Source organism: Pseudomonas shahriarae, from assembly GCF_014268455.2.
Taxonomy (GTDB): Bacteria; Pseudomonadota; Gammaproteobacteria; order Pseudomonadales; family Pseudomonadaceae; genus Aquipseudomonas; species Aquipseudomonas shahriarae.
In genome coordinates this window covers 6,025,836-6,047,560 of sequence record NZ_CP077085.1, presented here as the reverse complement: position 1 = coordinate 6,047,560, position 21,725 = coordinate 6,025,836, and the positions used below count along the sequence as shown (strand labels likewise).

The 21,725-nt window shown below is 61.3% G+C and carries 24 protein-coding genes and 1 pseudogene; 12 read left to right on the top strand and 13 right to left on the bottom strand.

From position 1 onward, the window contains the following. Positions 1–2 precede the first annotated feature (2 nt). Complete coding sequence (locus tag HU773_RS27285) at positions 3–914, bottom strand: ABC transporter six-transmembrane domain-containing protein (RefSeq protein ID WP_057960985.1); 912 nt, start codon at positions 912–914, stop codon at positions 3–5. Between the two features lie 113 nt (positions 915–1,027). On the opposite strand from HU773_RS27285, the gene HU773_RS27280 reads away from it, so the two are divergent. Continuing rightward, positions 1,028–1,612, top strand: coding sequence for a TetR/AcrR family transcriptional regulator (locus HU773_RS27280; RefSeq protein WP_057960984.1), 585 nt, complete (start codon positions 1,028–1,030; stop codon positions 1,610–1,612). Here the strand turns inward: HU773_RS27280 and HU773_RS27275 are convergent. Both HU773_RS27275 and HU773_RS27270 read right to left on the bottom strand, forming a co-directional pair. Continuing rightward, positions 1,609–3,105, bottom strand: a complete 1,497-nt coding sequence (locus tag HU773_RS27275; RefSeq protein WP_057960983.1) for a YifB family Mg chelatase-like AAA ATPase — start codon at positions 3,103–3,105, stop codon at positions 1,609–1,611. The genes HU773_RS27280 and HU773_RS27275 overlap by 4 nt on opposite strands. A 148-nt stretch (positions 3,106–3,253) precedes the next feature. Beyond that, positions 3,254–3,514 carry an accessory factor UbiK family protein gene (locus tag HU773_RS27270; RefSeq protein WP_057444205.1) on the bottom strand — a complete coding sequence of 87 codons (261 nt, stop codon included), beginning with the start codon at positions 3,512–3,514 and terminating at the stop codon, positions 3,254–3,256. Between the two features lie 420 nt (positions 3,515–3,934). On the opposite strand from HU773_RS27270, the gene glnK reads away from it, so the two are divergent. From glnK to sutA, 4 genes and pseudogenes are all read left to right on the top strand, one after another. After that, positions 3,935–4,273, top strand: coding sequence for a P-II family nitrogen regulator (glnK, locus tag HU773_RS27265; protein ID WP_002555808.1), 339 nt, complete (start codon positions 3,935–3,937; stop codon positions 4,271–4,273). A 34-nt stretch (positions 4,274–4,307) separates the two neighbouring features. Further along, positions 4,308–5,645 carry an ammonium transporter gene (locus HU773_RS27260; RefSeq protein WP_169989468.1) on the top strand — a complete coding sequence of 446 codons (1,338 nt, stop codon included), beginning with the start codon at positions 4,308–4,310 and terminating at the stop codon, positions 5,643–5,645. 252 nt (positions 5,646–5,897) lie between these two features. Then, positions 5,898–6,058, top strand: a pseudogene (locus HU773_RS27530) (YjbQ family protein); the annotation flags it as partial. 103 nt (positions 6,059–6,161) lie between these two features. Beyond that, complete coding sequence (sutA, locus tag HU773_RS27250; protein WP_057440491.1) at positions 6,162–6,488, top strand: dormancy-specific transcriptional regulator SutA; 327 nt, start codon at positions 6,162–6,164, stop codon at positions 6,486–6,488. Between the two features lie 110 nt (positions 6,489–6,598). Here the strand turns inward: sutA and HU773_RS27245 are convergent, their stop codons facing one another. Genes HU773_RS27245 through lptM form a run of 6 tightly spaced genes read right to left on the bottom strand, consistent with a single transcriptional unit; the run spans position 6,599 to position 11,184 of the window. Next, positions 6,599–7,294: an HAD family hydrolase gene (locus HU773_RS27245; RefSeq protein WP_057440490.1), complete on the bottom strand. Its 696-nt coding sequence runs from the start codon at positions 7,292–7,294 to the stop codon at positions 6,599–6,601. Continuing rightward, a complete protein-coding gene (xerC, locus tag HU773_RS27240) occupies positions 7,291–8,190 on the bottom strand; it encodes a tyrosine recombinase XerC (protein ID WP_057440489.1) in 900 nt (299 codons plus the stop codon). The genes HU773_RS27245 and xerC overlap by 4 nt, the downstream gene beginning before the upstream one ends. Positions 8,191–8,192: 2 nt before the next feature. Continuing rightward, entirely contained in the window at positions 8,193–8,918 is a 726-nt protein-coding gene (locus tag HU773_RS27235; protein WP_057440488.1) for a DUF484 family protein, read from the bottom strand. 13 nt (positions 8,919–8,931) lie between these two features. Beyond that, on the bottom strand, positions 8,932–9,762 hold the full coding sequence (dapF, locus tag HU773_RS27230) for a diaminopimelate epimerase (protein ID WP_057440487.1): 831 nt from the start codon (positions 9,760–9,762) through the stop codon (positions 8,932–8,934). A gap of 3 nt (positions 9,763–9,765) precedes the next feature. Further along, positions 9,766–11,013 (bottom strand): diaminopimelate decarboxylase, encoded by a 1,248-nt coding sequence (lysA, locus tag HU773_RS27225; protein ID WP_057440486.1) that lies wholly within the window; start codon positions 11,011–11,013, stop codon positions 9,766–9,768. A 9-nt stretch (positions 11,014–11,022) separates the two neighbouring features. Beyond that, a complete protein-coding gene (lptM, locus tag HU773_RS27220) occupies positions 11,023–11,184 on the bottom strand; it encodes an LPS translocon maturation chaperone LptM (protein WP_038444426.1) in 162 nt (53 codons plus the stop codon). Between the two features lie 239 nt (positions 11,185–11,423). Between lptM and cyaY the strand changes: the two genes are divergently transcribed. The 3 genes from cyaY to rnk all read left to right on the top strand — a co-directional run bounded on the left by cyaY (position 11,424) and on the right by rnk (position 12,531). After that, the gene (gene cyaY, locus HU773_RS27215; protein WP_057440485.1) at positions 11,424–11,756 is read left to right on the top strand and encodes an iron donor protein CyaY; all 333 of its coding nucleotides are present in this window, start codon (positions 11,424–11,426) and stop codon (positions 11,754–11,756) included. Between the two features lie 2 nt (positions 11,757–11,758). Further along, the gene (locus tag HU773_RS27210) at positions 11,759–11,977 is read left to right on the top strand and encodes a DUF1289 domain-containing protein (protein ID WP_057440618.1); all 219 of its coding nucleotides are present in this window, start codon (positions 11,759–11,761) and stop codon (positions 11,975–11,977) included. 143 nt (positions 11,978–12,120) lie between these two features. Further along, positions 12,121–12,531: a nucleoside diphosphate kinase regulator gene (gene rnk / locus HU773_RS27205; RefSeq protein WP_057444204.1), complete on the top strand. Its 411-nt coding sequence runs from the start codon at positions 12,121–12,123 to the stop codon at positions 12,529–12,531. Here rnk and HU773_RS27200 read toward each other — a convergent pair. From HU773_RS27200 to HU773_RS27190, 3 genes are all read right to left on the bottom strand, one after another. Beyond that, complete coding sequence (locus HU773_RS27200) at positions 12,528–15,353, bottom strand: class I adenylate cyclase (protein WP_186625823.1); 2,826 nt, start codon at positions 15,351–15,353, stop codon at positions 12,528–12,530. The two genes, rnk and HU773_RS27200, sit on opposite strands and share 4 nt — an antisense overlap. Positions 15,354–15,520: 167 nt before the next feature. Further along, on the bottom strand, positions 15,521–15,775 hold the full coding sequence (locus HU773_RS27195) for a TIGR02647 family protein (RefSeq protein WP_057440483.1): 255 nt from the start codon (positions 15,773–15,775) through the stop codon (positions 15,521–15,523). A gap of 172 nt (positions 15,776–15,947) precedes the next feature. Then, the gene (locus HU773_RS27190) at positions 15,948–16,232 is read right to left on the bottom strand and encodes a hypothetical protein (protein WP_057440482.1); all 285 of its coding nucleotides are present in this window, start codon (positions 16,230–16,232) and stop codon (positions 15,948–15,950) included. Positions 16,233–16,357: 125 nt separating this feature from the next. Here HU773_RS27190 and HU773_RS27185 point away from each other — a divergent pair, with 125 nt between their 5' ends. Beyond that, on the top strand, positions 16,358–17,017 hold the full coding sequence (locus HU773_RS27185; protein ID WP_170059889.1) for a glutathione S-transferase family protein: 660 nt from the start codon (positions 16,358–16,360) through the stop codon (positions 17,015–17,017). A gap of 169 nt (positions 17,018–17,186) precedes the next feature. Here the strand turns inward: HU773_RS27185 and argH are convergent, their stop codons facing one another. Further along, positions 17,187–18,581, bottom strand: coding sequence for an argininosuccinate lyase (gene argH / locus HU773_RS27180; RefSeq protein WP_057440480.1), 1,395 nt, complete (start codon positions 18,579–18,581; stop codon positions 17,187–17,189). 550 nt (positions 18,582–19,131) lie between these two features. On the opposite strand from argH, the gene HU773_RS27175 reads away from it, so the two are divergent. The 3 genes from HU773_RS27175 to HU773_RS27165 all read left to right on the top strand — a co-directional run bounded on the left by HU773_RS27175 (position 19,132) and on the right by HU773_RS27165 (position 21,722). Continuing rightward, positions 19,132–19,878, top strand: a complete 747-nt coding sequence (locus HU773_RS27175; protein ID WP_057440478.1) for a LytR/AlgR family response regulator transcription factor — start codon at positions 19,132–19,134, stop codon at positions 19,876–19,878. A 138-nt stretch (positions 19,879–20,016) separates the two neighbouring features. Continuing rightward, entirely contained in the window at positions 20,017–20,958 is a 942-nt protein-coding gene (gene hemC, locus HU773_RS27170; protein ID WP_057440477.1) for a hydroxymethylbilane synthase, read from the top strand. Next, positions 20,955–21,722 carry a uroporphyrinogen-III synthase gene (locus HU773_RS27165; protein WP_057960979.1) on the top strand — a complete coding sequence of 256 codons (768 nt, stop codon included), beginning with the start codon at positions 20,955–20,957 and terminating at the stop codon, positions 21,720–21,722. The genes hemC and HU773_RS27165 overlap by 4 nt, the downstream gene beginning before the upstream one ends. The last annotated feature ends 3 nt before the right edge of the window (positions 21,723–21,725 follow it).

Genomic DNA, 21,725 nt, shown 5'->3' with positions numbered 1-21,725 from the left:
GATCAATTCCCGAGTCCCGGATCCACCCGTTTGCCGATGTCCTTGAGCCGCGCCAGTTGATCAACCATCCCTGGCGCTTCGTCGAGGCTGCTGGCGAAGGTCCACAGGTACGTCATCACCGCATAGACATGGCCGGCCTTGACCGCTGGCGACAAGGCCAGTTGGCTGATCGCTACGATGAACAGTAGCGCTGCCAGCGCGCCGAGAAACAGGTAGGCGACGGCTTCGCGGTCCGACAGCCAGATACGCAGGCGTGACAGCAGTTGGTAATGGCGTCGCAACGTCTGGGCGCCAACCTTTTCCACCAGGCCAATCTCTTTCTCCAGGCGGTTATTCAACCGTTCGTGCAACTGCTCGTTACGGCGGGCAAAGCGCGGTAGCAGGATGATGCAAAGCAGCAGTGCCGCAAAGCAGGCCAGGCCCACCCAAGGTTCAATCACCAATAACATCGCGGCCGCGCCAACGATGGAGACCAAGGCTGTTGCGATCACCGGCACATGCTTTTCGAAGAAGTCGACAAAGTCCCGCGCCAGCACCACCCGTGCGGCGGCCTTGGACGTGCTGTGATTCTGTAGACGCTGGTTGAGAATCACAGGCACGGCAAGATCGGCGTAGATCCGCGTGAAGGTACGGGTATCCAACGCCCGGCGTGCGGCGCCGACCACCCAGAACGCCATCACCACGGCCGCATAGAACAGCGCACTGCTGGCATCGCCGCGCAGGATCGAGTCCACGGCGAAACCGGCAAACAGGGGATAGGCCAGCAGCAACGCGTTCTCCAGCGCAACCAACGACAGCGTGCAGAACAGCTTGCCGGGATAAGCCTTGGCGATTGCCTTGAGGGTTTGGCTGGCCGATTGCTGGCCGATTTTCTTGCTTTCTTCGATCAGGATCTGTGGCGTTGTGGATGGCATGGGTGCACCAAAGGAGTAATAGGCGCTACTATTGAGCGACTGCTCAAGTATCCTTGAGCAGTCGCTCAAAAAGCAAGCGCCGCTTATCTGACGGCGCCCGTAAGGAATTGCCCATGTCGCGTATCGACCGTAAAGACCAGATCATCGCCGCTGCCCTGGAGCTGTTTCGCAGCAAGGGCTTTGCCGATGTCTCCACCCGCGATCTGGCGGAGCATGCGGGCTTGTCCCGCAGCCACGTGTATCACTACTTCAGCGACTGGAAAGAACTGCGCCGCGAAGCCTTTGTTCGCTTCGCCAATGAGCAGTTGGACGAAGTGCGCGGGCCATTGGCAGATGCGCCGCCGCTTGAGGCCTTGGTGGGTTTCCTCAAGGGTTGCCTGCCCTGTACCGCCGACGCCGGCTGGGCGCTCTGGCTGGATGCCTGGGATGAGGCGATGCATGACGCGGAACTGGCTCAGGCGTATCTGCTGGTCAATGCCCAGTGGCAAGCCATGCTTGCCGATGTGATCGAGCAGGGGATCGCTGCCGGGGTATTCCGCTGTGGCTCATCCAGCCGTGCGGCCCGCCAGATCTTTGCGGTGACGATGGGTTATACCGATGACCTGTTGCTCAAGCCCTCCGTCGAGTCGGCGCAAGTGGTACTGGGTGAGGTGATGGAAGTGGCGGGGCTGCTGCTGGATTTGCCCAGGGATCGCTAAGTCACGGCGGTTGGCCGGTACTGCAACGCTTCGGCCAGATGATGGCGAGCGATGGCGTCTGCCTGTTCCAGGTCGGCCAGGGTGCGCGCGACCTTGAGTAGCCGATGAGCTGCGCGCAACGACAGGGTCAGGCGCTCACAGGCGCTTTCCAGCCAACCCTCATCGGCTTTCGATAGCTCGCAGTGGCGCCGCAAACCCGTCAGGTCGAGGAATGCATTTGCACAGCCCTGGCGTTGTTGTTGGCGATCCCTGGCGCTGGCGACGAGGGTTGAAGCGCTGGCAGTGTCATTGCCGGTTTGTTTGGCTGGGTTCAGCGCGGTGCTTTCCCGGGCAACGGTCAGGTGCAGGTCGATTCGATCCAGCAACGGCCCCGAGAGCTTGTTGCGGTAGCGCTGGATCTGTTCCGGCGTACACCGACAGCGCCCGCTGGGTTCGCCCATATAGCCGCAGGGGCAAGGGTTCATGGCTGCCACCAGTTGAAAACGTGCGGGGAAGCTCACGCGGTCGCGCGCCCGGGAAATCACGATATGCCCGGACTCCAATGGCTCGCGCAGCACCTCCAGCACCTTGCGATCAAATTCCGGCAGTTCATCGAGAAACAACACGCCGTGATGGGCCAGGGTGATTTCCCCAGGTTGTGGCTTCGAGCCGCCGCCCACCAGCGCCGGCCCGGACGCCGAATGGTGCGGCTGACGGAATGGCCGGTGGGGCCAGTGGCTCAACGGTGCGAGGCTGACCACCGACTGAATGGCCGCCACTTCCAGGGCTTCCTGTTCGCTCAAGGGCGGCAGCAGGCCGGGCAGGCGGCTGGCGAGCAAGGTCTTGCCGGTGCCGGGTGGCCCGCTGAACAGCAGGTTGTGGGCACCCGCTGCGGCAATCAGCAATGCGCGCTTGGCGGCAAGTTGGCCCTGCACCTCGCTCAGGTCCGGGTAAGGCTTGTTCAGGTACAGCAGCCCGTCGGACTTGTATGGCTCGATCGGCACCCGTCCATTCAGGTGCGCCACCACTTGCAGCAGATGATCCACTGCAATCACCTTCAATCCGGAGGCCAGGCACGCCTCCTCGGCATTGGCCCTGGGCACGATCACGCTGCGCCCGGCCTTGCGTGCCGCCAGCGCGGCTGGCAACACCCCTTTGACGGCACGCACTTCGCCAGACAGGGCCAGTTCGCCAAGGCATTCAACGTCATCCAACTCCAGCGCCGGTACCTGCACGCTGGCCGCGAGAATCCCCAGGGCAATCGCCAGATCAAAACGCCCGCCGTCCTTGGGCAGGTCGGCGGGCGCCAGGTTGAGGGTGATACGGCGTGCGGGGTATTGCAGCGCGCTGTTGAGAATGGCGCTGCGCACCCGGTCCTTGCTCTCCTTGACCGCGGTCTCCGGCAGGCCCACCAGGGTCAGGGACGGCAAGCCATTGGCCATATGCACTTCGACAGTGACGGCGGGGGCTTCGACGCCGATCTGGGCGCGGCTGTGGACGATGGCGAGGGACATGCTCGTTCCTTGAAAGGGAGGGCCGCGTGCTGCGGTTTTTCAAGGGTAGACGAGGGAGGGTGAGGCGCTGTGTGCAGGTTTTACAGAACGTATCCAGGCGCTGTCATTGCAGGAGCCGGCAAGCCGGCTCCAAGAGGGGACGCGGTGGTTATTCCTGAGGTGGATTCAGCCGCGCTTCCAACTCCGCCACCTTCGCCTCCAGGCTCTCCAGCCGCGCACGGGTGCGGGCCAGGACTACCATCTGGCTGTCGAACTCCTCACGGCTGACCAGGTCCAGCTTGCTGAACCCGCTTTGCAGCAGCGCCTTGAACTGGCTTTCGATTTCATTGCGGGGCAGCGGGGTTTCGCCGCTGAACAGGCGAGAGGCGTGGCCGCTCAGGGCGTCGAGGAGGTCTTTGGGCGCGAGCATGGGAAACATTCCGGAAAACAGTTGGCCGGCAGTGTATCACGCAGCGCCTATAGTCTTTTCAGCGTGGTCTGCGCACGCTTTTCGCGCACTGGGCTGAATGCGGATGCACTGTTTTTGTGCGTATCCAGGCTGCTGCACCGGCCCATTGGTGGGCGTAGACGGGCAACGGATTGATTTCAGTGAGTTTTACGGAGCTGGCAAGGTTTCTGCTTAGACGATCATGACCCATGCACTGATGCAGTCGCTGTGACGAATGCAGTGCGCTGACGGACCAGGGTACATGTTTCGTCACCAACGGTTAGCTGGCGTCGCAAAGGCATTTGCCGAGGCGACGATGCGTTACAAAGCCAGGCACTGCGCTTAGACTTGAGACGGGTTTGTTTTCCTGGGGCAAGTCCACCAATTCGGGAGAGAGTTTTCATGAAGCTAGTCACTGCCATCATCAAGCCGTTCAAGTTGGACGATGTACGCGAGTCACTGTCCGAGATCGGCGTGCAGGGCATTACCGTCACTGAGGTCAAAGGCTTCGGTCGGCAGAAGGGTCATACCGAGCTGTATCGCGGCGCGGAATACGTAGTCGATTTCCTGCCGAAGGTGAAGATTGATGTCGCCATTGACGACAAGGATCTTGATCGGGTTATCGAGGCGATAACCAAGGCAGCCAACACCGGCAAGATCGGTGACGGCAAGATCTTCGTGGTCAATCTGGAACAGGCTATTCGCATCCGTACCGGCGAAACCGATACCGACGCAATCTAAGCCGCCAAACCCCAACGCCCCAGGAGAAAACAATATGACTCTGCGTAAATTCGCAGGGCTAGGAGCCCTGTTGTCCATCGTAATGCCCAGCCTGGCCATGGCGGCAGACGAAGTGGCGGCTCCAGTCCTCAATTCCGGCGACACTGCCTGGATGCTGACAGCCACCGCACTGGTGCTGTTCATGACCATCCCTGGCCTGGCGCTGTTCTACGGCGGCATGGTCCGCTCCAAAAACATTCTTTCTGTGATGATGCAGTGCTTCGCCATTACTGGTCTGATCAGCATCCTGTGGGTCGTCTACGGCTACAGCATCGCGTTCGACACCACGGGCATGGAACAGGGCGTCGTTAACTTCAACTCGTTCTTCGGCGGCATGGGCAAGGCGTTCCTGGCGGGTGTCACACCGTCCAGCATCACTGGGCCTGCGGCGCTGTTCCCGGAAGCGGTGTTCATCACCTTCCAGATGACCTTCGCGATCATCACCCCGGCGCTGATTGTCGGTGCGTTCGCCGAGCGCATGAAGTTCTCCGCCATGCTGCTGTTCATGGCCATCTGGTTCACCCTGGTCTATGCGCCGATCGCGCACATGGTCTGGAGCGGCAACGGCGGCCTGATGTGGGACTGGGGCGTGCTGGACTTCGCTGGCGGCACCGTGGTGCACATCAACGCCGGTGTGGCTGGCCTGGTGGCGTGCATCGTGCTCGGCAAGCGTAAAGGCTACCCGACCACCCCAATGGCCCCGCACAACCTGGGCTACACCCTGATCGGCGCGGCGATGCTGTGGATCGGCTGGTTCGGCTTCAACGCCGGCTCCGCTGCTGCGGCCAACGGCACGGCCGGCATGGCGATGCTGGTGACTCAGATCGCCACTGCTGCTGCGGCACTGGGCTGGATGTTCGCCGAGTGGATCACCCACGGCAAGCCAAGCGCCCTGGGCATTGCCTCGGGTGTGGTAGCCGGCCTGGTGGCCGTTACCCCGGCCGCCGGTACCGTGGGCCCGATGGGCGCCCTGGTGATCGGCCTGGCGTCTGGCGTGATCTGCTTCTTCTGCGCCACCAGCCTCAAGCGCAAGCTGGGCTACGATGACTCCCTGGATGCCTTCGGTGTGCACGGTGTGGGCGGGATTGTCGGGGCGATTCTCACCGGCGTATTCGCGGCGCCGATCCTGGGTGGCTTCGGCACCGTGACCGACATTGCCGCACAGGTCTGGATCCAGGCCAAGGGCGTAGGCTTTACCGTGATCTACACCGGTATCGTGACCTACGTGATTCTCAAGGTGCTGGACTTGACCATCGGCCTGCGTGTGACCGAAGAGGAAGAGGCCGTTGGCCTGGACCTGGCGGAGCACAACGAACGTGGCTACAACTTGTAAGAACGTATGAAAAAAAACATGCCCGGCTTGCCGGGCATTTTTTTGTCTGGTATTTGCCTGTGGTGAAGGCGCGTGAGCATTTTTGTGCCGAGTTTGTGATTGGATCCACACGGTACTTTTCAGTGTGCGAATGTCTTACAGGCATGTAGGCGTATTCGGCACTTTGTTTTTTCCCAGAGCGCGCTAGAATGCGCGCCGATGGGCGCAGAACTGTATATGGCGACAGACCCTGATTACCCAGCGGGCCAAGCCCCGGGTCATTTCAAGGGCAGCCTATCGGGTCGCCAACTGAGTTTGCCGGTCAAGGCCGGCCACTTGGCAATGGGCACATGGCAACGCGTTTATCTGGACGAGCACCCTGATCATGGCGGTGCTCGTAAAGTCCTCGCCACCTGCACGGTGATGGGGCATAAGCCACTGGTTATCCGGTGGACGTTGATTTTTTTCCGGCAGCCTTCGACAGATGGTGAAGCTGGGCTATAACTAATCTGCTTTTCGCAAGTCATGAGGTAGAACATGAGCGACGATGATCTGGAAAACGACGAACTGGAAGTAGGTGACGAAGACGACACCGAAGAAGGCCTTGAAGCGGTAGCGGAAGACGTTGCTGACGATGACGGTGGCGATGATGCACCTGTTCCGGCCGCCAAAGGCAAGGCCAAGGCTGCTGTTTCGGTAGACGAACTGCCGAGCGTCGAGGCCAAGAACAAAGAGCGCGATGCGCTGGCCCGTGCGATGGAAGAGTTCCTCGCCAAAGGCGGTAAAGTGCAGGAAGTCGAGGCCAACGTGGTGGCAGATCCACCGAAGAAGCCGGATAACAAGTACGGCAGTCGGCCTATCTGAGGCCGGTTACTTGCTTGCTGAAAAAGCCCGCCGTCGCTGCGGGTTTTTTCATGCCTGGAATAAACTCCAGCAGGCTCCCACCTTGGATTTCCAGTGGTATCGCAGCCGCGTTATTTCCAGCTGTGGAGCAGCTCCGGTAGCTCGGTCAGGCTGCGAATCTGCGCATCCGGCAATGCCTCACCTTCCCAAACCTTGCCGGTCGGGTTGAACCACACGGCTCGCAACCCCGCCTGCTGTGCCCCGGCGATGTCATCGCCAGGGTGATCGCCAATATGCACCGCCGCACTGGCATCCACCCCGCCCCGCTGCAACGCCTCTTGAAACAAGCGCGCATCCGGCTTGGCGATGCCGATATCCTCGGCCCTCAGGGCAAAGTGGAAGTAATCCGCCAGGCCTACGCGCTGCACATCGGCATTGCCATTGGTGATCACCCCCAGCAGAAAGTGCTGGCGCAGGGCTTGCAGCATCGGCTCGGCTTCGGGGAAGACGGTGAGCTGGTGCCGCGCATGAATGAACGCTTCAAAACACACATCGGCCATCTCCGTGGCTTGCGGCTGTGGATAACCGGCCTCTTCAAAGGCGTGCATCAGCACCCGCTGGCGCAGCACACTGATCCGGTGTTTGAGCTCGGGATGACGTTGCAGCACCTGCTGGCGCAGGCTGGCGAAATGCTCCAGGGGCAGGTCGCCGACCTTGGACGCATGGGTCGCCAGCCATTCGCGCATCGACGCTTCGGCGCTGATGATGACGGGGACGTTGTCCCACAGGGTGTCGTCCAGGTCGAAGGTGATTAGCTTGATGCTCATGAGTCGCCGCCTTTAACACGTTTGGCCCTGGGATGGGCGCTGTCGTACACCGTTGCCAGGTGCTGGAAGTCCAGGTGGGTGTAGATCTGGGTGGTCTTGATATCCGAGTGGCCGAGCAGTTCCTGCACGGCGCGCAAGTCTTGTGACGATTCCAGCAGGTGGCTGGCAAAGGAGTGCCGGAGCATGTGCGGATGCAGGTTCTGCCCCAGCTCCCGCTCGCCGGCGGCCTTGACCCGCAACTGAATGGCCCGTGGCCCGAGGCGTCGGCCTTGCTGGCTGACAAACACCGCGTCGTCCGGCGGATTGCTCAGGGCTCGCAGGGGCAGCCACACCAGCAGGGCGTCGCGGGCCTTTTTGCCGATGGGCAGCACGCGGGTCTTGCTGCCTTTGCCATGCACTTGCACCAGGCCGTCGGCCAGGTCCAGTTGCTCGAGGTTGAGGCTGGTCAGCTCCGACAGGCGCAGGCCCGAGGAATAGAACAGCTCCAGGATCGCCTGGTCGCGGTGCGCCAGGAAGTCATCTTCGACCGCGCCATCGAGCAATTGCAGGGTGCGGTCGGCATCCAGGGTCTTGGGCAGGCGGCGCTCACCCTTGGGCGGCGCCAGGCCGTTGGCCGGGTCGTGATCGCACAGGCCTTCGCGGTTGAGGTAGTGATACAGACCACGTACCGCCGACAGCAGGCGCGCCAGGCTGCGGGAGGATTGGCCCTGCTGGTGCAGGCGTGCAATCAGGCTGCGCAGGCCCTGGATATCAAGGGCCTTCCAGCTGCTGATCTGGTGTTTCTGGCAGAACGCCAGGACCTTGTTCAAGTCCCGTCGGTAGGCTTCCAGCGTATGGGGAGACACCTGGCGCTCGCTGCGCAGGTGAGCGCAGTAGGCGTCCAGTTGCCGTTCCATGGCTAGCGCACCGCGCGCAGGGCAGTGGTAAAGCGCGGCAGGCTGCGGCTCAACACTTCAGCAATGTAGGTCAAAAACAGCGTGCCTACCGTGCTCTTGTAGTGCTGCGGATCACGGCTGGCAATGGCCAGGACGCCATGCAGGCCTTGATGGTTGAGGGCGACCACGGCAGTCGAGCCGATCTGCACGCGCTGGTCCTCGCCAAACAGGAAGTCCAGTTCATGCTCGCGCAGGGTGCCGCTGATGGTCTTGCCTTCCGACAACAGGCCGCCAATGGCGGTCTGCGCTTCGCTGCCCTTGACCCAGCGCCCGACCGGCATCGGGTTGTCACTGAACAGGATCAGGCTGACAAACGGCACCTGGAAGTCCTGGCGCAGGCTGTCTTCGACGGCAATGGTCAGGTCTTCCAGGCTGGCGGCATCCAGCAGTGCCAGGATCAGGCGGCGGGTCTTGTCGAACAGGCGGTCGTTGTCGCGGGCCACGTCCATCAACTGTGAGAGCCGATGGCGCATTTCGATATTGCGCTCGCGCAGGATCTTCATCTGCCGCTCCACCAGCGACACGGTATCGCCGCGCTGGTGAGGGATGCGCAGGGCCGGCAGCAGTTCGTCGTGTTCGACGAAGAAGTCCGGGTTAGCCTCCAGGTAAGCGGCGACGGCCGCTGCCTCCAGGCTTTCGCAAGGGGATCCTTCGGGCTGCTTGGCGGGTGCCTGGGGCTTATCGGTCATTGGCGAGTCGCTCTCATAGACGGACCTGTCCTTCGTATACACGGGATGCCGGGCCGGTCATCTTCACCGGTTGGCCTGGGCCTGCCCATTCGATGGACAGGCGTCCGCCGGGCAGGTCGATCAACAGGGGCGAATCCATCCAGCCCTGGCTGATCGCAGCCACGGCGGCGGCGCAAGCGCCGGTGCCACAAGCCTGGGTTTCCCCGGCGCCGCGTTCCCACACGCGCAATTGCGCACGGGAGCGGTCGATGACCTGCAGGAAGCCGACGTTGACCCGCGCCGGAAAGCGCGGGTGATGTTCGATCTTCGGTCCCAGTTCATGCACCGGCGCATTGTTGATGTCGTTGACCCGCAGCACCGCATGGGGGTTGCCCATGGACACAGCGGCCACCTCGACCACAGTGCCGTCGACATCCAGTGGATAACTCAAGGCCTGGGCCTCAGCCTGGAACGGAATATCGGCCGGCACCAGGCGCGGGGCGCCCATGTCGACGCTGATCTGGCCGTCGCTGCGGATATCCAGCTCGATAATGCCGCTTTTGGTCTCGACGCGAATCTGCCGTTTGGCGGTCAGGCGCTTGTCCAGCACGAACCGGGCGAAGCAGCGCGCACCGTTGCCGCACTGTTCCACTTCGGAACCGTCGGAGTTGAAGATCCGGTAACGGAAATCCACCTCCGGATTGCTTGGCGCCTCGACGATCAGCAACTGATCGAAGCCGATGCCGGTATGGCGGTCGCCCCACAGCTTGGCGTGCTTGGGCAGGATATGCGCGTGCTGGCTGACCAGGTCAAGGACCATAAAGTCATTGCCCAGGCCGTGCATCTTGGTAAAACGCAGCAGCATGGCTTACTCCGGCAGCAGGCTTTCGCCAGCAAACAACTCGGCTACCGTCTCGCGGCGACGCACTTCAAACGCTTGATCACCGTCCACCAACACTTCGGCGGTACGCCCGCGGGTGTTGTAGTTGGAGCTCATGACAAACCCGTAGGCACCGGCCGAATGCACGGCCAGCAGATCGCCTTCTGCCAGGGCCAGTTCACGGTCCTTGGCCAGGAAGTCGCTGGTTTCACAAATCGGGCCGACGATGTCATAGGTGCGCGGGGCGCTGTCGCGCGGGCGCACGGCGCTGACATCCATCCAGGCCTGGTACAGCGCCGGGCGGATCAGGTCGTTCATCGCCGCATCGACGATGGCGAAATCCTTGTGTTCGGTGTGCTTGAGGTACTCGACCTGGGTCAGCAGTACGCCTGCATTGGCAACGATGTAGCGGCCCGGCTCGAATATCAGCTTCAGGTCGCGGCCTTCGGTGCGCTCGCGTACGGCCTTGACGTAGTCGGCCACCAGCGGCGGCTCTTCGTCGCGATAACGCACGCCCACGCCACCGCCCAGATCAATGTGGTGCAGGTAGATGCCGCACTCGCCGAGGCGGTCGATCAGCGCCAGTAGGCGGTCGAGGGCATCGAGGAAGGGGGGCAGACTGGTCAGTTGCGAACCGATATGGCAGTCCACACCCAGTACTTCCAGGTTTGGCAGTTGGGCGGCGCGGATATACACGTCTTCGGCGTCGGCAATCGCGATGCCGAACTTGTTCTCTTTGAGACCGGTGGAAATGTACGGGTGGGTACCGGCATCGACATCCGGGTTGACGCGCAGGGAGATCGGCGCACGCACGCCCATCTCGGCGGCCACCACTTGCAGGCGCTCCAGCTCGTCGGTGGACTCGACGTTGAAGCAATGCACGCCGATTTCCAGGGCGCGGCGCATGTCTTCGCGGGTCTTGCCGACCCCGGAGAACACGATTTTGTCAGCCTTGCCGCCTGCGGCCAGTACACGCTCCAGCTCGCCACGGGACACGATGTCAAAACCAGCGCCCAGGCGCGCCAGGACATTGAGTACACCCAGGTTGGAGTTGGCTTTTACTGCATAGCACACCAGGCTTGGCGTGCCCTCCAGTGCATCGGCAAAGGTGCGGTATTGCGCTTCGATATGCGCTCGCGAGTACACATAGGTCGGGGTGCCGAAGCGTTCGGCAATCGCGGACAGCGCCACGCCTTCCGCGAACAGCTCGCCGTTCCGGTAGTTAAAAGCGTCCATGAAATTCCCTTAGTAGGTGTCGTGCTTGTGCGCTTTGGATTGCGACGTTTGCGCCTGTTCATTCGGGTCTTTGCTGTCATCGGGCAGGTACAACGGGCCTTTTTGACCACAGGCACTGACGAGGCAAGCGACCGCGACGAGCGCAGCAAGGGAAGAGATCAGGCGCTTCATGGCTAAATCCTTGAATATGCATTAATTGCGCCCGAGTATACCGACCACCCGCCAGCTTGCCTATGTGCCGGGACACCCGTCCGGCGGGGCTTTGCCGAGTATGTCGTGAAGTGGCCTACATTAATTTGGGATATTTCTCGCGGCTGATGGGAACGAAATCGGTATTCTTTGCAATCATGATGGCGCCTCCGTATCGTGCGGCGCTTGAGCGTGAGTAGACACTTTTTGAGGTTCCCACCATGAGTTTGACCGAAGCCCGCTTTCACGACCTGGTCGATGCGACCCAGCAAGCGCTGGAGGATATTTTCGACGAGAGTGGCCTGGATGTGGATCTGGAAAATTCTGCCGGCGTGCTGACCGTCAAGTTCGAGAACGGCAGCCAATTGATCTTCAGCCGCCAGGAGCCGCTGCGTCAGTTGTGGCTGGCGGCACGTTCCGGAGGTTTTCACTTCGACTATGACGAAGAAGAAAAACGCTGGTCCCACGACACCAGCGATGAGCTGCTGAGCGAAATGCTTGCACGCATCACTCAGGAACAGGCCGGCGTCGAGCTGGATTTCGACGAGATTTGATCGTGACCCAGCCCACACCCGCCCGTCCGCCCAAGCCGCTGTTCAGCAATGTCAGCCCGGCAGTGCCGTCACCTTGTATCAGTTTGTGTCGGCTGGATGAGCAGAAAGTCTGCCTTGGCTGCTTCCGACACGTGGAAGACATCCGGGAATGGCGTTCCGCCGACGATCAGCGGCGCCGCGTGATCGTCGCACAGGCCGAGCAACGCAAGGCCGGTGCCTGACCTTCAGACCAGCCCATCTTGTTTATTTGGTGTGCTGTGGTAGTGTCCGGGTACACCTCAACTCATCGAGGTCCGTGAGAACCCCGCCGTTTATTGGCGGGGTTTTGCTTTTTTGTGCAGAAAAAAAGGAGTCTGCCGCAATCATGACTGCACCTTCCATCATCCTCACCCGTCTCGATGTGCAACGTCTTGAGCAACTGATCGACCGTATGGACGATAAACTGCCAGGCGTCATCGCCCTGCAAGCCGAACTTGACCGCGCTGAAGACGTGGTTGGTCACGATGAAGTGCCTGCCGGTGTCGTGACCATGAACTCCAGCGTGCATTGCCGCGAGCAAAGCAGCGGCAAGGACTATCACCTGACCCTGGTCTACCCCAAGGACGCGAATGCCGACGAAGGCAAGATCTCGATCCTCGCCCCTGTGGGCAGTGCGCTGCTGGGCCTGCAGGTTGGCCAGCACATCGACTGGCCCGCTCCAGGTGGCAAGACCCTCAAGCTTGAGCTGCTGAGTGTCGAAGGCCAGCCTAAAGACGGCGGCGCATTCACGCTCTAGACCTGATTCAAGGCCTGGTTGAGCGCCTGCTCCAACTCGGCCTTGTAGCGCAGGTAGAGATTGCTTGGGCTTTGAACATCACCGAGTAGCCCGGACAGGTCCAGGTCGGTGATGTAGCAACGATAGCGCTCGGTTTCCCGACGCTGCCCGACGATCTCCTGGGCGACCACTGCAAACAGCTGGTCGCCAAATTCCAGTTCACAAAACTCCCGCTGATTGCAGTACAGGGTAATCCCCACCTGGCCTGGCGCGCCCTTGCCGATAATCGCCTGCACGTCGTAGAACGGTTTGTTGGCCTGGACCTGGGGTGCCGGTCGTGGCTCGACCCGACGGGCCCGACCGCTTGCCGATGGCAACAGCTGGTAATACAGCGTTTGCACGGCCCCCAGTGGCTGCTGCGGGTCCAGCGGTGACAGCGCGTCCCGACGATAGATGACCGACTGCAGGAAGCGCTGCAAAGGGGCGAGCAAGCTTTGCTCATCATGAAACGGCAGGCGCTGTTGCCAGAGGGCGTTGAATTCGTCGAGCACGTACAGCTCGGCAAAACCGTCATTGATGCGGTAGAACACCTGCACACAATCCGCCTGGCCCATCGGTAGCAGCGCCGCCAGATCGTGGTCTTCCAGGGCCATGGCATCCAGGTGCAACGGGCTGTAGCTGGCCAGTTCTTCGCTGAGGTATTCCACCAGCGCCTGCTCGCTGGCCAGGGACACATGATTGGCCTGCCCCGGCGCCAGTTCCATGACGTGATAGTGCTGCTGCACCTGGATCAGATAGCGGTGGTTGAGCTGGCTGAGCATCAGGTTTTGCGCGGTATCGAAAATCTCTTCCACACGCTGGGCAATGAACTGCGCACGGTTATGGCAGAAACAGCGCACCCGCAGCCGTGGCAGTTGGTCGTGTGGTAACTGATTCAGGTAATCGCGCAGGCAATCGAGCAGGGCGTGAGGGCCCTCGTAACGGCTGACCATTACCTCGTTCCAGCTGTTGAGTGTCACCTGGTCCAGGGTCAACACCAGGTTTTCCCTGACGCCGGCGTAACTCAGGGAGTCGGTGCGCTCGGTGGTCATCAGGATATTCAAGTCACGGTGGTGCTTGAGCGGGTCGACGCCGACGTTGACCAGCAACAGCACCTCCTCGGGTATCGCCGTACGCAGCAGGCGTTCCTCATCCACCGTGGCCAGGGGCAGGGCGACGGTCTGTTGCAGGCTGCCCAGCAGATTGAACAGCTCGAATTCGCTCAAATCGCTGGTGCCCGGATGCAGGGCCAGGCGCGTGCTGCTGTCGATCACGCCGTTGCGATGGCACCAGGTGAGCATCTCCAGCAGGTCGCGGCTGCGTTTGATCGGCGCAAAGTGCTCCCATTCCAGGGCGGTCAGGCTGCCGTTGTACAGGCCCCAATGGTACTGGCCCGGCTCCTTGCGATTGGGCGAGTGGACCAGGGTGAGGGTGTCTTCGGCCAGGTCCGGGGCAATCCCCGGGTTGATGAACTCGACCTTGCCGGCCTTGCGTTCAAAGGCGGCGTACAGGCGCCGGCCCAGCACATTGAGGTCGCGCTTGTTGATCAGGCTCACGGTCTGTTCGGTGCGGGCGAATTGGGTCAGGAAGCGATAGCTGTAATTGAGCTCATTGACCAGGGCGCGGCGTTCGGACGCGACCTGTCGCACTTTCCACTGGCTGCGGCTGTCGAGCAGGGCCAGTTGCCGCTGGTCCCAGCCCCATTCGTGGGCCAGGCGCTCCAGCAGCGCGCGTTGCCAGCTGGTGGTGCGCTTGCGGTTGACCTTCAGGTACAGGCTGCGCCGCACCAGTTCCAGGCGCTCGGGTTCGTTGCGTCCGCGCAGGTATTCCTCGATGCGACGGTAGACCACGATATACGGGTCCAGCTCATCCAGGTCCAGTTGGTTGGCGAACACCGCGCGTTTGAAACGCAGGCTCAGGCACTGCACCTTGGGGTGCTCGCTGGCATACACCTCGGTGAGCAACAGCTTGAGCACCGACTTGTAGGGTGACTCGATACCCTTGAACAACTGCCACAGGCCGGCGCCGATAAATTCTCCCGGCGGGATATGGGCCAGGTGCCCGAGGTCGAGGGTTTCGTCGGCGCGGATAAAACGTTTGGAAATCAGCGCGTGGGTAAATTCGGCGTAGCGCGCTTCTTCGTAGACTGGCACCAGCCACCAGATTGGCGTGCGCCCGGCCAGCCAGATGGCGGTGCGGTAGAACTCATCGAGCAACAGATAGTGCTGGCTGGTGCCGCAGTCATCTGAGCTGAGCTGGGTATCGCGACCGCCCTGAGCAAAACGGCTGGGTTCGATCAGGAAAAAATGCGCCTCGGCGCCCATGCTCAGGGCCCAGGCCTCCAGCAACTGGCACTTTTTGCGCAATTCGACCAGCTCGGCCTCGTTTACCTCTGCGGCGTGGCAGACCCACACGTCCATATCACTCTGGTCGGCCTGGGCCAGTGTGCCAAGGCTGCCCATCAGGAACAGGCCGTGGATCGGGGTGGGCGGGTTGCCGTGGCGTGGCTTGTAGGAAAACGAGCGGGTCAGGCGCTGGGCTTCGGCCAGGACCTGGGCATCCGGTTCAAAATTCGACAAACCGGCCGGCGTGCTGCCCGAGACATAACCAGGCAACAAGGGGTGATTGACATGGAAAAACAGCGGCAGCAGTGCCAGCACGCTTTGCTGGCGCGGCGTCAGGCCTTCGACAGCCCGGGCCATGCGGCCGGCATTGAGGGTGAGGAAACGCGAGCGCAGTTGGGCCAGTACCTTGCGGTCAATGCCTTCATCCAAGTCAGGGCGGATTTCATGGGTACTGGTCATGTCGAACTCAACGGCTCGCAGGCCCGGCGTGGGCGGCCGTGTAGGAGTTTACAGACAGAATCGTAGGAGGTTTAAGGGGAATTTGTTTTTGGCGCCAGAATTTTATCGTCGGCGCAGAAGTGCCCGCGGAATCCGTGAACAGAGGATTCCGTGGGCGATACGGTAGGTCAGGCGGCTTCTTTGGTGGTAGCGGTGGTCAGGATCGTCAGCAGTGTTTGCGCTTGTTCTGCTGCGTCGCGGCCCAGACTGGTCAGGTAGCCGCCATCTGGCTGGTCGATCAGTTTTTTCTCGAACAGGCGTTTGGCCGCAGCAATGGCAGTGGGAGCAGCGGTCTGATGGACTTTCAGACCTTCCTGGGAACTGCCCAGGTTGAAAAGTGCAAGGATTTCCAGTTCGGCAACCAACTCAGGGGTATACGACATAAGGACTCCAGACGTTCTAGGAATTGTCAGACGCTAGCAGCCCCTAAGGTGAACGTACTTGGGCGAACTGTCCAGTGTGGAGGAGCGAGCTTGCTCGCGAAAAGCGTTAACGTTGACCCGGGGCAGCTGGAGAAACGCGGCGCGCTCAGGTTTTTCGCGAGCAAGGGCAGGGTTACTGGTTTTCCGGCGGCAGCTCTGGCAGGGCGCGCAGGGCGGTTTCATACCAGTCGGTGTTGAACGGCCGGTCTTCTTCCAGCATCGCGTCGATTTCCACGGCCAGCACATGAGCCATCAGGTTCAGGATGTCTTCGCGCTCGTAGCCCACCAGGGTCAGCTTGTTGAATGTGGCCTTGGCCGCCGGCGGGTTATCGCTTTCGATCTGGTTTTCGATCGCTTGGGTCAAGGTGGATTCGGCGAACTCTTCGTCGTCGTTGTCGATATCGGTTGGCTCGCTCATGGCTGCCTCCTGTCAGGAAAGGGCGCCAGTCTACCTCCATTCAGCCCGGTGATGCTGCTGGTCAGGTGGCGCGTCACGTTCTATAACCTACCCAGCCAACCCCTGCACGGCCTGGAGGCTTTGTGATGCTCAAGCTCTACGGATTTTCGGTCAGTAACTACTACAACATGGTCAAGCTGGCGCTCCTGGAAAAGGGCCTGCCCTTCGAGGAAGTGGCGTTTTATGCCGGGCAAACCCCTGAAGCCCTGGCGGTGAGCCCGCGCGGCAAGGTGCCGGTGCTGAAGGTGGAAAACGGCTTTATCAACGAAACCAGCGTGATTCTCGAGTACCTCGAACAGACGCAATCGGGCCCGGCCCTGCTGCCAGGCGATGCGTTCCAGCGTGCCCAGGTATTGGCGTTGTGCAGGGAAATCGAGTTGTACATCGAACTGCCGGCCCGGGCTTGCTATGGCGAGGCGTTCTTTGGCATGCCGGTACCGCAGGCGATCAAGGACAAGGCCAAGGCCGAGTTGCTGTTAGGGGTTGCTTCGCTGGGGCGGCACGGCAAGTTTGCGCCGTATGTGGCAGGGGAGCGTTTTACGCTTGCTGATGTGTACTTCATGTACAGCGTGGACTTGGCGTGCGCGGTTGGTGGGAAGCTGTTCGGCCTGGATCTGCTGGCTGAGTTGCCGAAGGCCAAGGCTTTGCTGAAGACGCTGCAAGACCTGCCCAACGCCCAGCGAGTGGCGGCGGACAAGGACGCGGCGATGCCGGCCTTTATGGCGATGATCGCGGCGAAGAAGTAATAAATGTGGGAGCTGGGCTTGCCCGCGATGCAGGCACCTCGGTGTGTCAGTGACACTAAGGTGATGCTATCGCAGGCAAGCCAGCTCCCACACAAGCGGGCTCCCACAGTTGACCGAGGTAGATTGAAGGCCCCGGTCAAAGGTGGGAGCTGGCTTGCCTGCGATGCTTTTAGCGGCTGGCGAGCAGGGCCTGGCCGCGCACTACGGCTGCCTTGACCTGGGCCGGAGCCGTGCCGCCGATATGGTTGCGAGCATTGACCGAGCCTTCCAGGGTCAGTACCGCAAACACGTCTTGCTCGATCTGGTCGCTGAACTGGCGCAGCTCTTCCAGGCTCATTTCCGCCAGATCCTTGCCAGTATCCACGCCGTATTTCACCGCATGGCCAACGATTTCATGGCAGTCACGGAATGGCAGGCCACGGCGCACCAGGTAGTCCGCCAGGTCTGTGGCGGTAGAGAAACCGCGCAGGGCCGCCTCGCGCATGATGGCGTGCTTGGGCTTGATCGCCGGGATCATGTCGGCAAACGCGCGCAGCGAGTCGCGCAGGGTATCGGCGGCGTCGAACAGCGGTTCCTTGTCTTCCTGGTTGTCCTTGTTGTAGGCCAGAGGCTGGCCTTTCATCAGGGTCAGCAGGCCCATCAGCGCGCCGAATACACGGCCGCTCTTGCCCCGCACCAGCTCTGGCACGTCGGGGTTTTTCTTTTGCGGCATGATCGAACTGCCGGTGCAGAAACGATCCGGCAAGTCGATGAACTGGAACTGCGCGCTGGTCCACAACACCAGCTCTTCGGAGAATCGCGACAAGTGCATCATCGCGATGCTGGCGGCGGCGCAGAACTCGATGGCGAAGTCGCGATCCGATACGCCGTCCAGGGAGTTGCCGCCCACGGCGTCGAAACCCAGCAGTTGCGCGGTGTATTCGCGGTCGATCGGGTAGGTGGTGCCGGCCAGCGCGGCGCTGCCCAGGGGCATGCGGTTGGCGCGTTTGCGGCAATCGACCAGGCGCTCGTAGTCGCGGCTGAGCATTTCGAACCAGGCCAGCAGATGGTGGCCAAAGGTCACAGGCTGCGCGGTTTGCAGGTGGGTGAAGCCGGGCATGATGGTGTCCGATTCACGCTCTGCCTGCTCCAGCAGACCTGTTTGCAGGCGGGTGATTTCGGCCAGGATCAAGTCGATTTCATCGCGCAGCCACAGGCGGATATCGGTGGCTACCTGGTCGTTGCGGCTACGCCCGGTGTGCAGTTTTTTGCCGGTCACGCCGATGCGGTCGGTCAGGCGAGCCTCGATATTCATGTGCACGTCTTCAAGGTCCACGCGCCAGTCGAAGGTACCGGCCTCGATTTCGCCACGGATCGTGGTCAGGCCGTCAATGATGCTGTCGCGCTCGGCATCGGTCAGCACGCCGACCTTGGCCAGCATGGTGGCGTGGGCGATGGAGCCCATGATGTCGTGGCGATAGAGGCGCTGGTCGAAATTGACGGAGGCGGTGAAGCGCGCGACGAAGGCGTCGACGGGCTCACTGAAGCGGCCGCCCCAGGACTGGTTGGTCTTGTCGGTGCTCATGGATTCGCTCGTGATCTGCTTAAAAGAGGCATGAAAGTGTGCCGCCGATAATAACAGGGTTGCTGATGGAGGCGTTGATACGCCGCGTCGGCATTTTTATTTGTTTGCTGGATGGCAAAGTGCCTTGCCGTCTGCCGCGTCCGGGATGAGACTGGAGGTGGGAGTGACGCGGGGGTTTAACCCGGCCGGTTCCTGAGGTAAACAAAGGATGTTTATTGAAACGATATTTGACGATTGAGCAATGTCGTCTTCATGAGCGTCTACAGTTGCACTGACAGGGGTGCACTGCACCAATGCCAGGCAATGAGGTCGAACTCCAGGCTAACCTTAAAGTAGAGGGGGTGTTCATATTGTGTATCAGCAAACCCTATGACGATGCCCTGCGGTATCGGGTTATGGGCGGTATTGAACAGGTCCGGGTAAATATTGGTGTCGCTCTCGGGGCACTTTTTGCCGCTCGCGCTAGTCTTAGCGTGGATCGCCGTGACGGAAGTCACCGCACCTGTCTACGCTATCCTTGTGCGAGACTCACGCAGGAATCCAGCGCAATATGAATGTCCTGATCGTTGATGACGAACCCCAAGCCCGCGAGCGACTGAGCCGTATGGTCAGTGAGCTTGAGGGATACAGTGTCCTTGAACCCAGCGCTTGCAGTGGCGACGAGGCATTGGCCTTGATCGAAAGCCTGAAGCCGGATGTGGTGCTGCTCGATATCGCCATGCCGGGCCTTGATGGCCTGCAGGTAGCTGCCCGCTTGAGCGAGCGCGAGTCGCCGCCGGCATTGGTGCTTTGTGCCAGTGAAGAGGAGTTTCCCTCGCAGGCCCTGGAGGCCAGCGGTGTCAGCTTCCTGGTCAAGCCAGTGGCTGCCGATGCGGTACTCAAGGCCTTGAAGAAGGCTGAGCGACCCAATCGCGCCCAACTCGGCGCCTTGACCCAGCCCGCAGCGCAAAGTGGCAACGGCCCGCGTAGCCATATCAGCGCGCGGACCCGCAAGGGCATCGAGCTGATTCCCGTGGACCAGGTGATTTATTTTATCGCCGACCACAAGTACGTGACCTTGCGCCACGAGGTCGGCGAAGTGCTGCTCGATGAGCCGCTCAAGGCCCTGGAAGACGAATTTGGCGAGCGCTTTGTGCGCATCCATCGCAATGCGCTGGTGGCCCGCGAGCGTATCGAGCGCCTGCAACGCACGCCCCTGGGGCATTTCCAGTTGTTCCTCAAAGGGCTCAACGGCGATGCGTTGATCGTCAGCCGACGCCATGTCGCAGGCGTGCGCAAAATGATGCAGCAGCTTTAGCCCGAGGGCTTGAGCGACCTGCATGCCCCGAATCCCGGAGTGACGCGGCCAGGGAGGCCCCGCACTTGCTGATTCAAATCAAGGCGGTTCTGCCTGAGCTGTTATTATCTGCCGTATCTATTCAGTACGGATTGATCCATGTCCTCTCGCGAAATCCGCATCGCCACCCGTAAAAGTGCCCTGGCCTTGTGGCAGGCCGAATACGTCAAAGCCCGCCTTGAGCAAGCCCATCCGGGCCTTACGGTGTCCCTGGTGCCCATGGTCAGTCGCGGCGACAAGCTGCTCGACTCGCCACTGTCGAAAATCGGCGGCAAGGGGCTGTTCGTCAAGGAGCTGGAAACCGCGCTCTTGGAGAATGAAGCCGACATCGCCGTGCACTCAATGAAAGACGTACCGATGGACTTTCCCGAAGGCCTGGGCCTGTATTGCATCTGCGAGCGTGAAGACCCGCGCGATGCCTTCGTGTCCAACACCTACGCCTCCCTTGATGAGCTCCCCCTGGGTAGCATCGTCGGGACTTCCAGCCTGCGTCGCCAGGCCCAGTTGCTGACCCGTCGCCCGGACCTGCAGATCCGCTTCCTGCGGGGCAACGTCAATACCCGCCTGGCCAAGCTGGATGCCGGCGAGTACGACGCGATCATCCTGGCGGCGGCGGGCCTGATTCGCCTGGGCTTTGAAGACCGCATCACTTCGGCCATCAGTGTCGAAGACAGCTTGCCGGCCGGTGGGCAGGGGGCCGTCGGTATCGAATGCCGTACCGCAGACCGTGAAATCCAGGCGCTGCTCAAGCCTCTCGATCATCAGCAAACCGAAATTCGCGTCACCGCCGAACGCGCCCTGAACAAGCACCTCAACGGTGGCTGCCAGGTACCGATCGCCTGTTACGCGGTCCTTGAGGGTGACAACCTCTGGCTGCGTGGCCTGGTGGGCGATCCCGACGGTGGTTTACTGCTCACCGCTGAAATTCGCGGGCCACAAGCCGAGGCCGCCAGCCTGGGTGTGAAGGTTGCCGAAGAATTGCTGGCCAAAGGCGCCGGCGCCATTCTGCAAAAAGTCTATGGCGAGGCCGGTCCGCAGTGACCGGTTGGCGTGTGCTGCTGACGCGGCCTGCCGAGGAATCGGCAGCCCTGGCGGCCTCGTTGTCCGAAGCCGGTATCTTCAGCAGCTGCTTGCCGTTGCTGGAAACCGAACCCTTGCCCATCACTCCTGAGCATCAGGCGGTTTTCCAGGGCCTGGATCGCTACTGCGCGGTGATCGTGGTAAGCAAGCCGGCCGCGCGCGTGGCGCTGCAATTGCTCGATCAGTACGCGCCAGCGGTGCCGGCGTTGCCGTGGTTCAGCGTCGGCGCAGCAACGGCCCAGGTTCTGGCTGACCAAGGCCTGGATGTGAGCTACCCCGAGGTTGGGGATGACAGCGAAGCCTTGCTTGAAGTGCCCCGGTTGCGCGAGGCTGTCGCCATTGCCGATGCCCGGGTATTGATCCTGCGCGGGCAGGGTGGGCGAGAGTTGCTGGCTGAGCGTTTACGCGGCCAAGGTGCTAGTGTCGATTATCTGGAGTTGTATCGTCGGTTTCTGCCAGCCTACGACCCGGATGTGCTCGCCCAGCGCATTGCTGTGGAACGCTTGAACGGCCTGGTGGTCAGCAGTGGGCAGGGTTTTTTGCATTTGCAAAGCCTTGCCGGCGCCCATTGGCCACGCGTGGCACAGTTGCCGTTGTTCGTGCCCAGCCCACGCGTCGCCGAAATGGCGCGGGCGGCGGGCGCGGAAAAAGTTGTGGATTGCCGCGGTGCCAGTGCCGCGGCTTTGCTAGTGGCGTTACGGAGCCAGCCCGTTCCCACTCTCTAATAA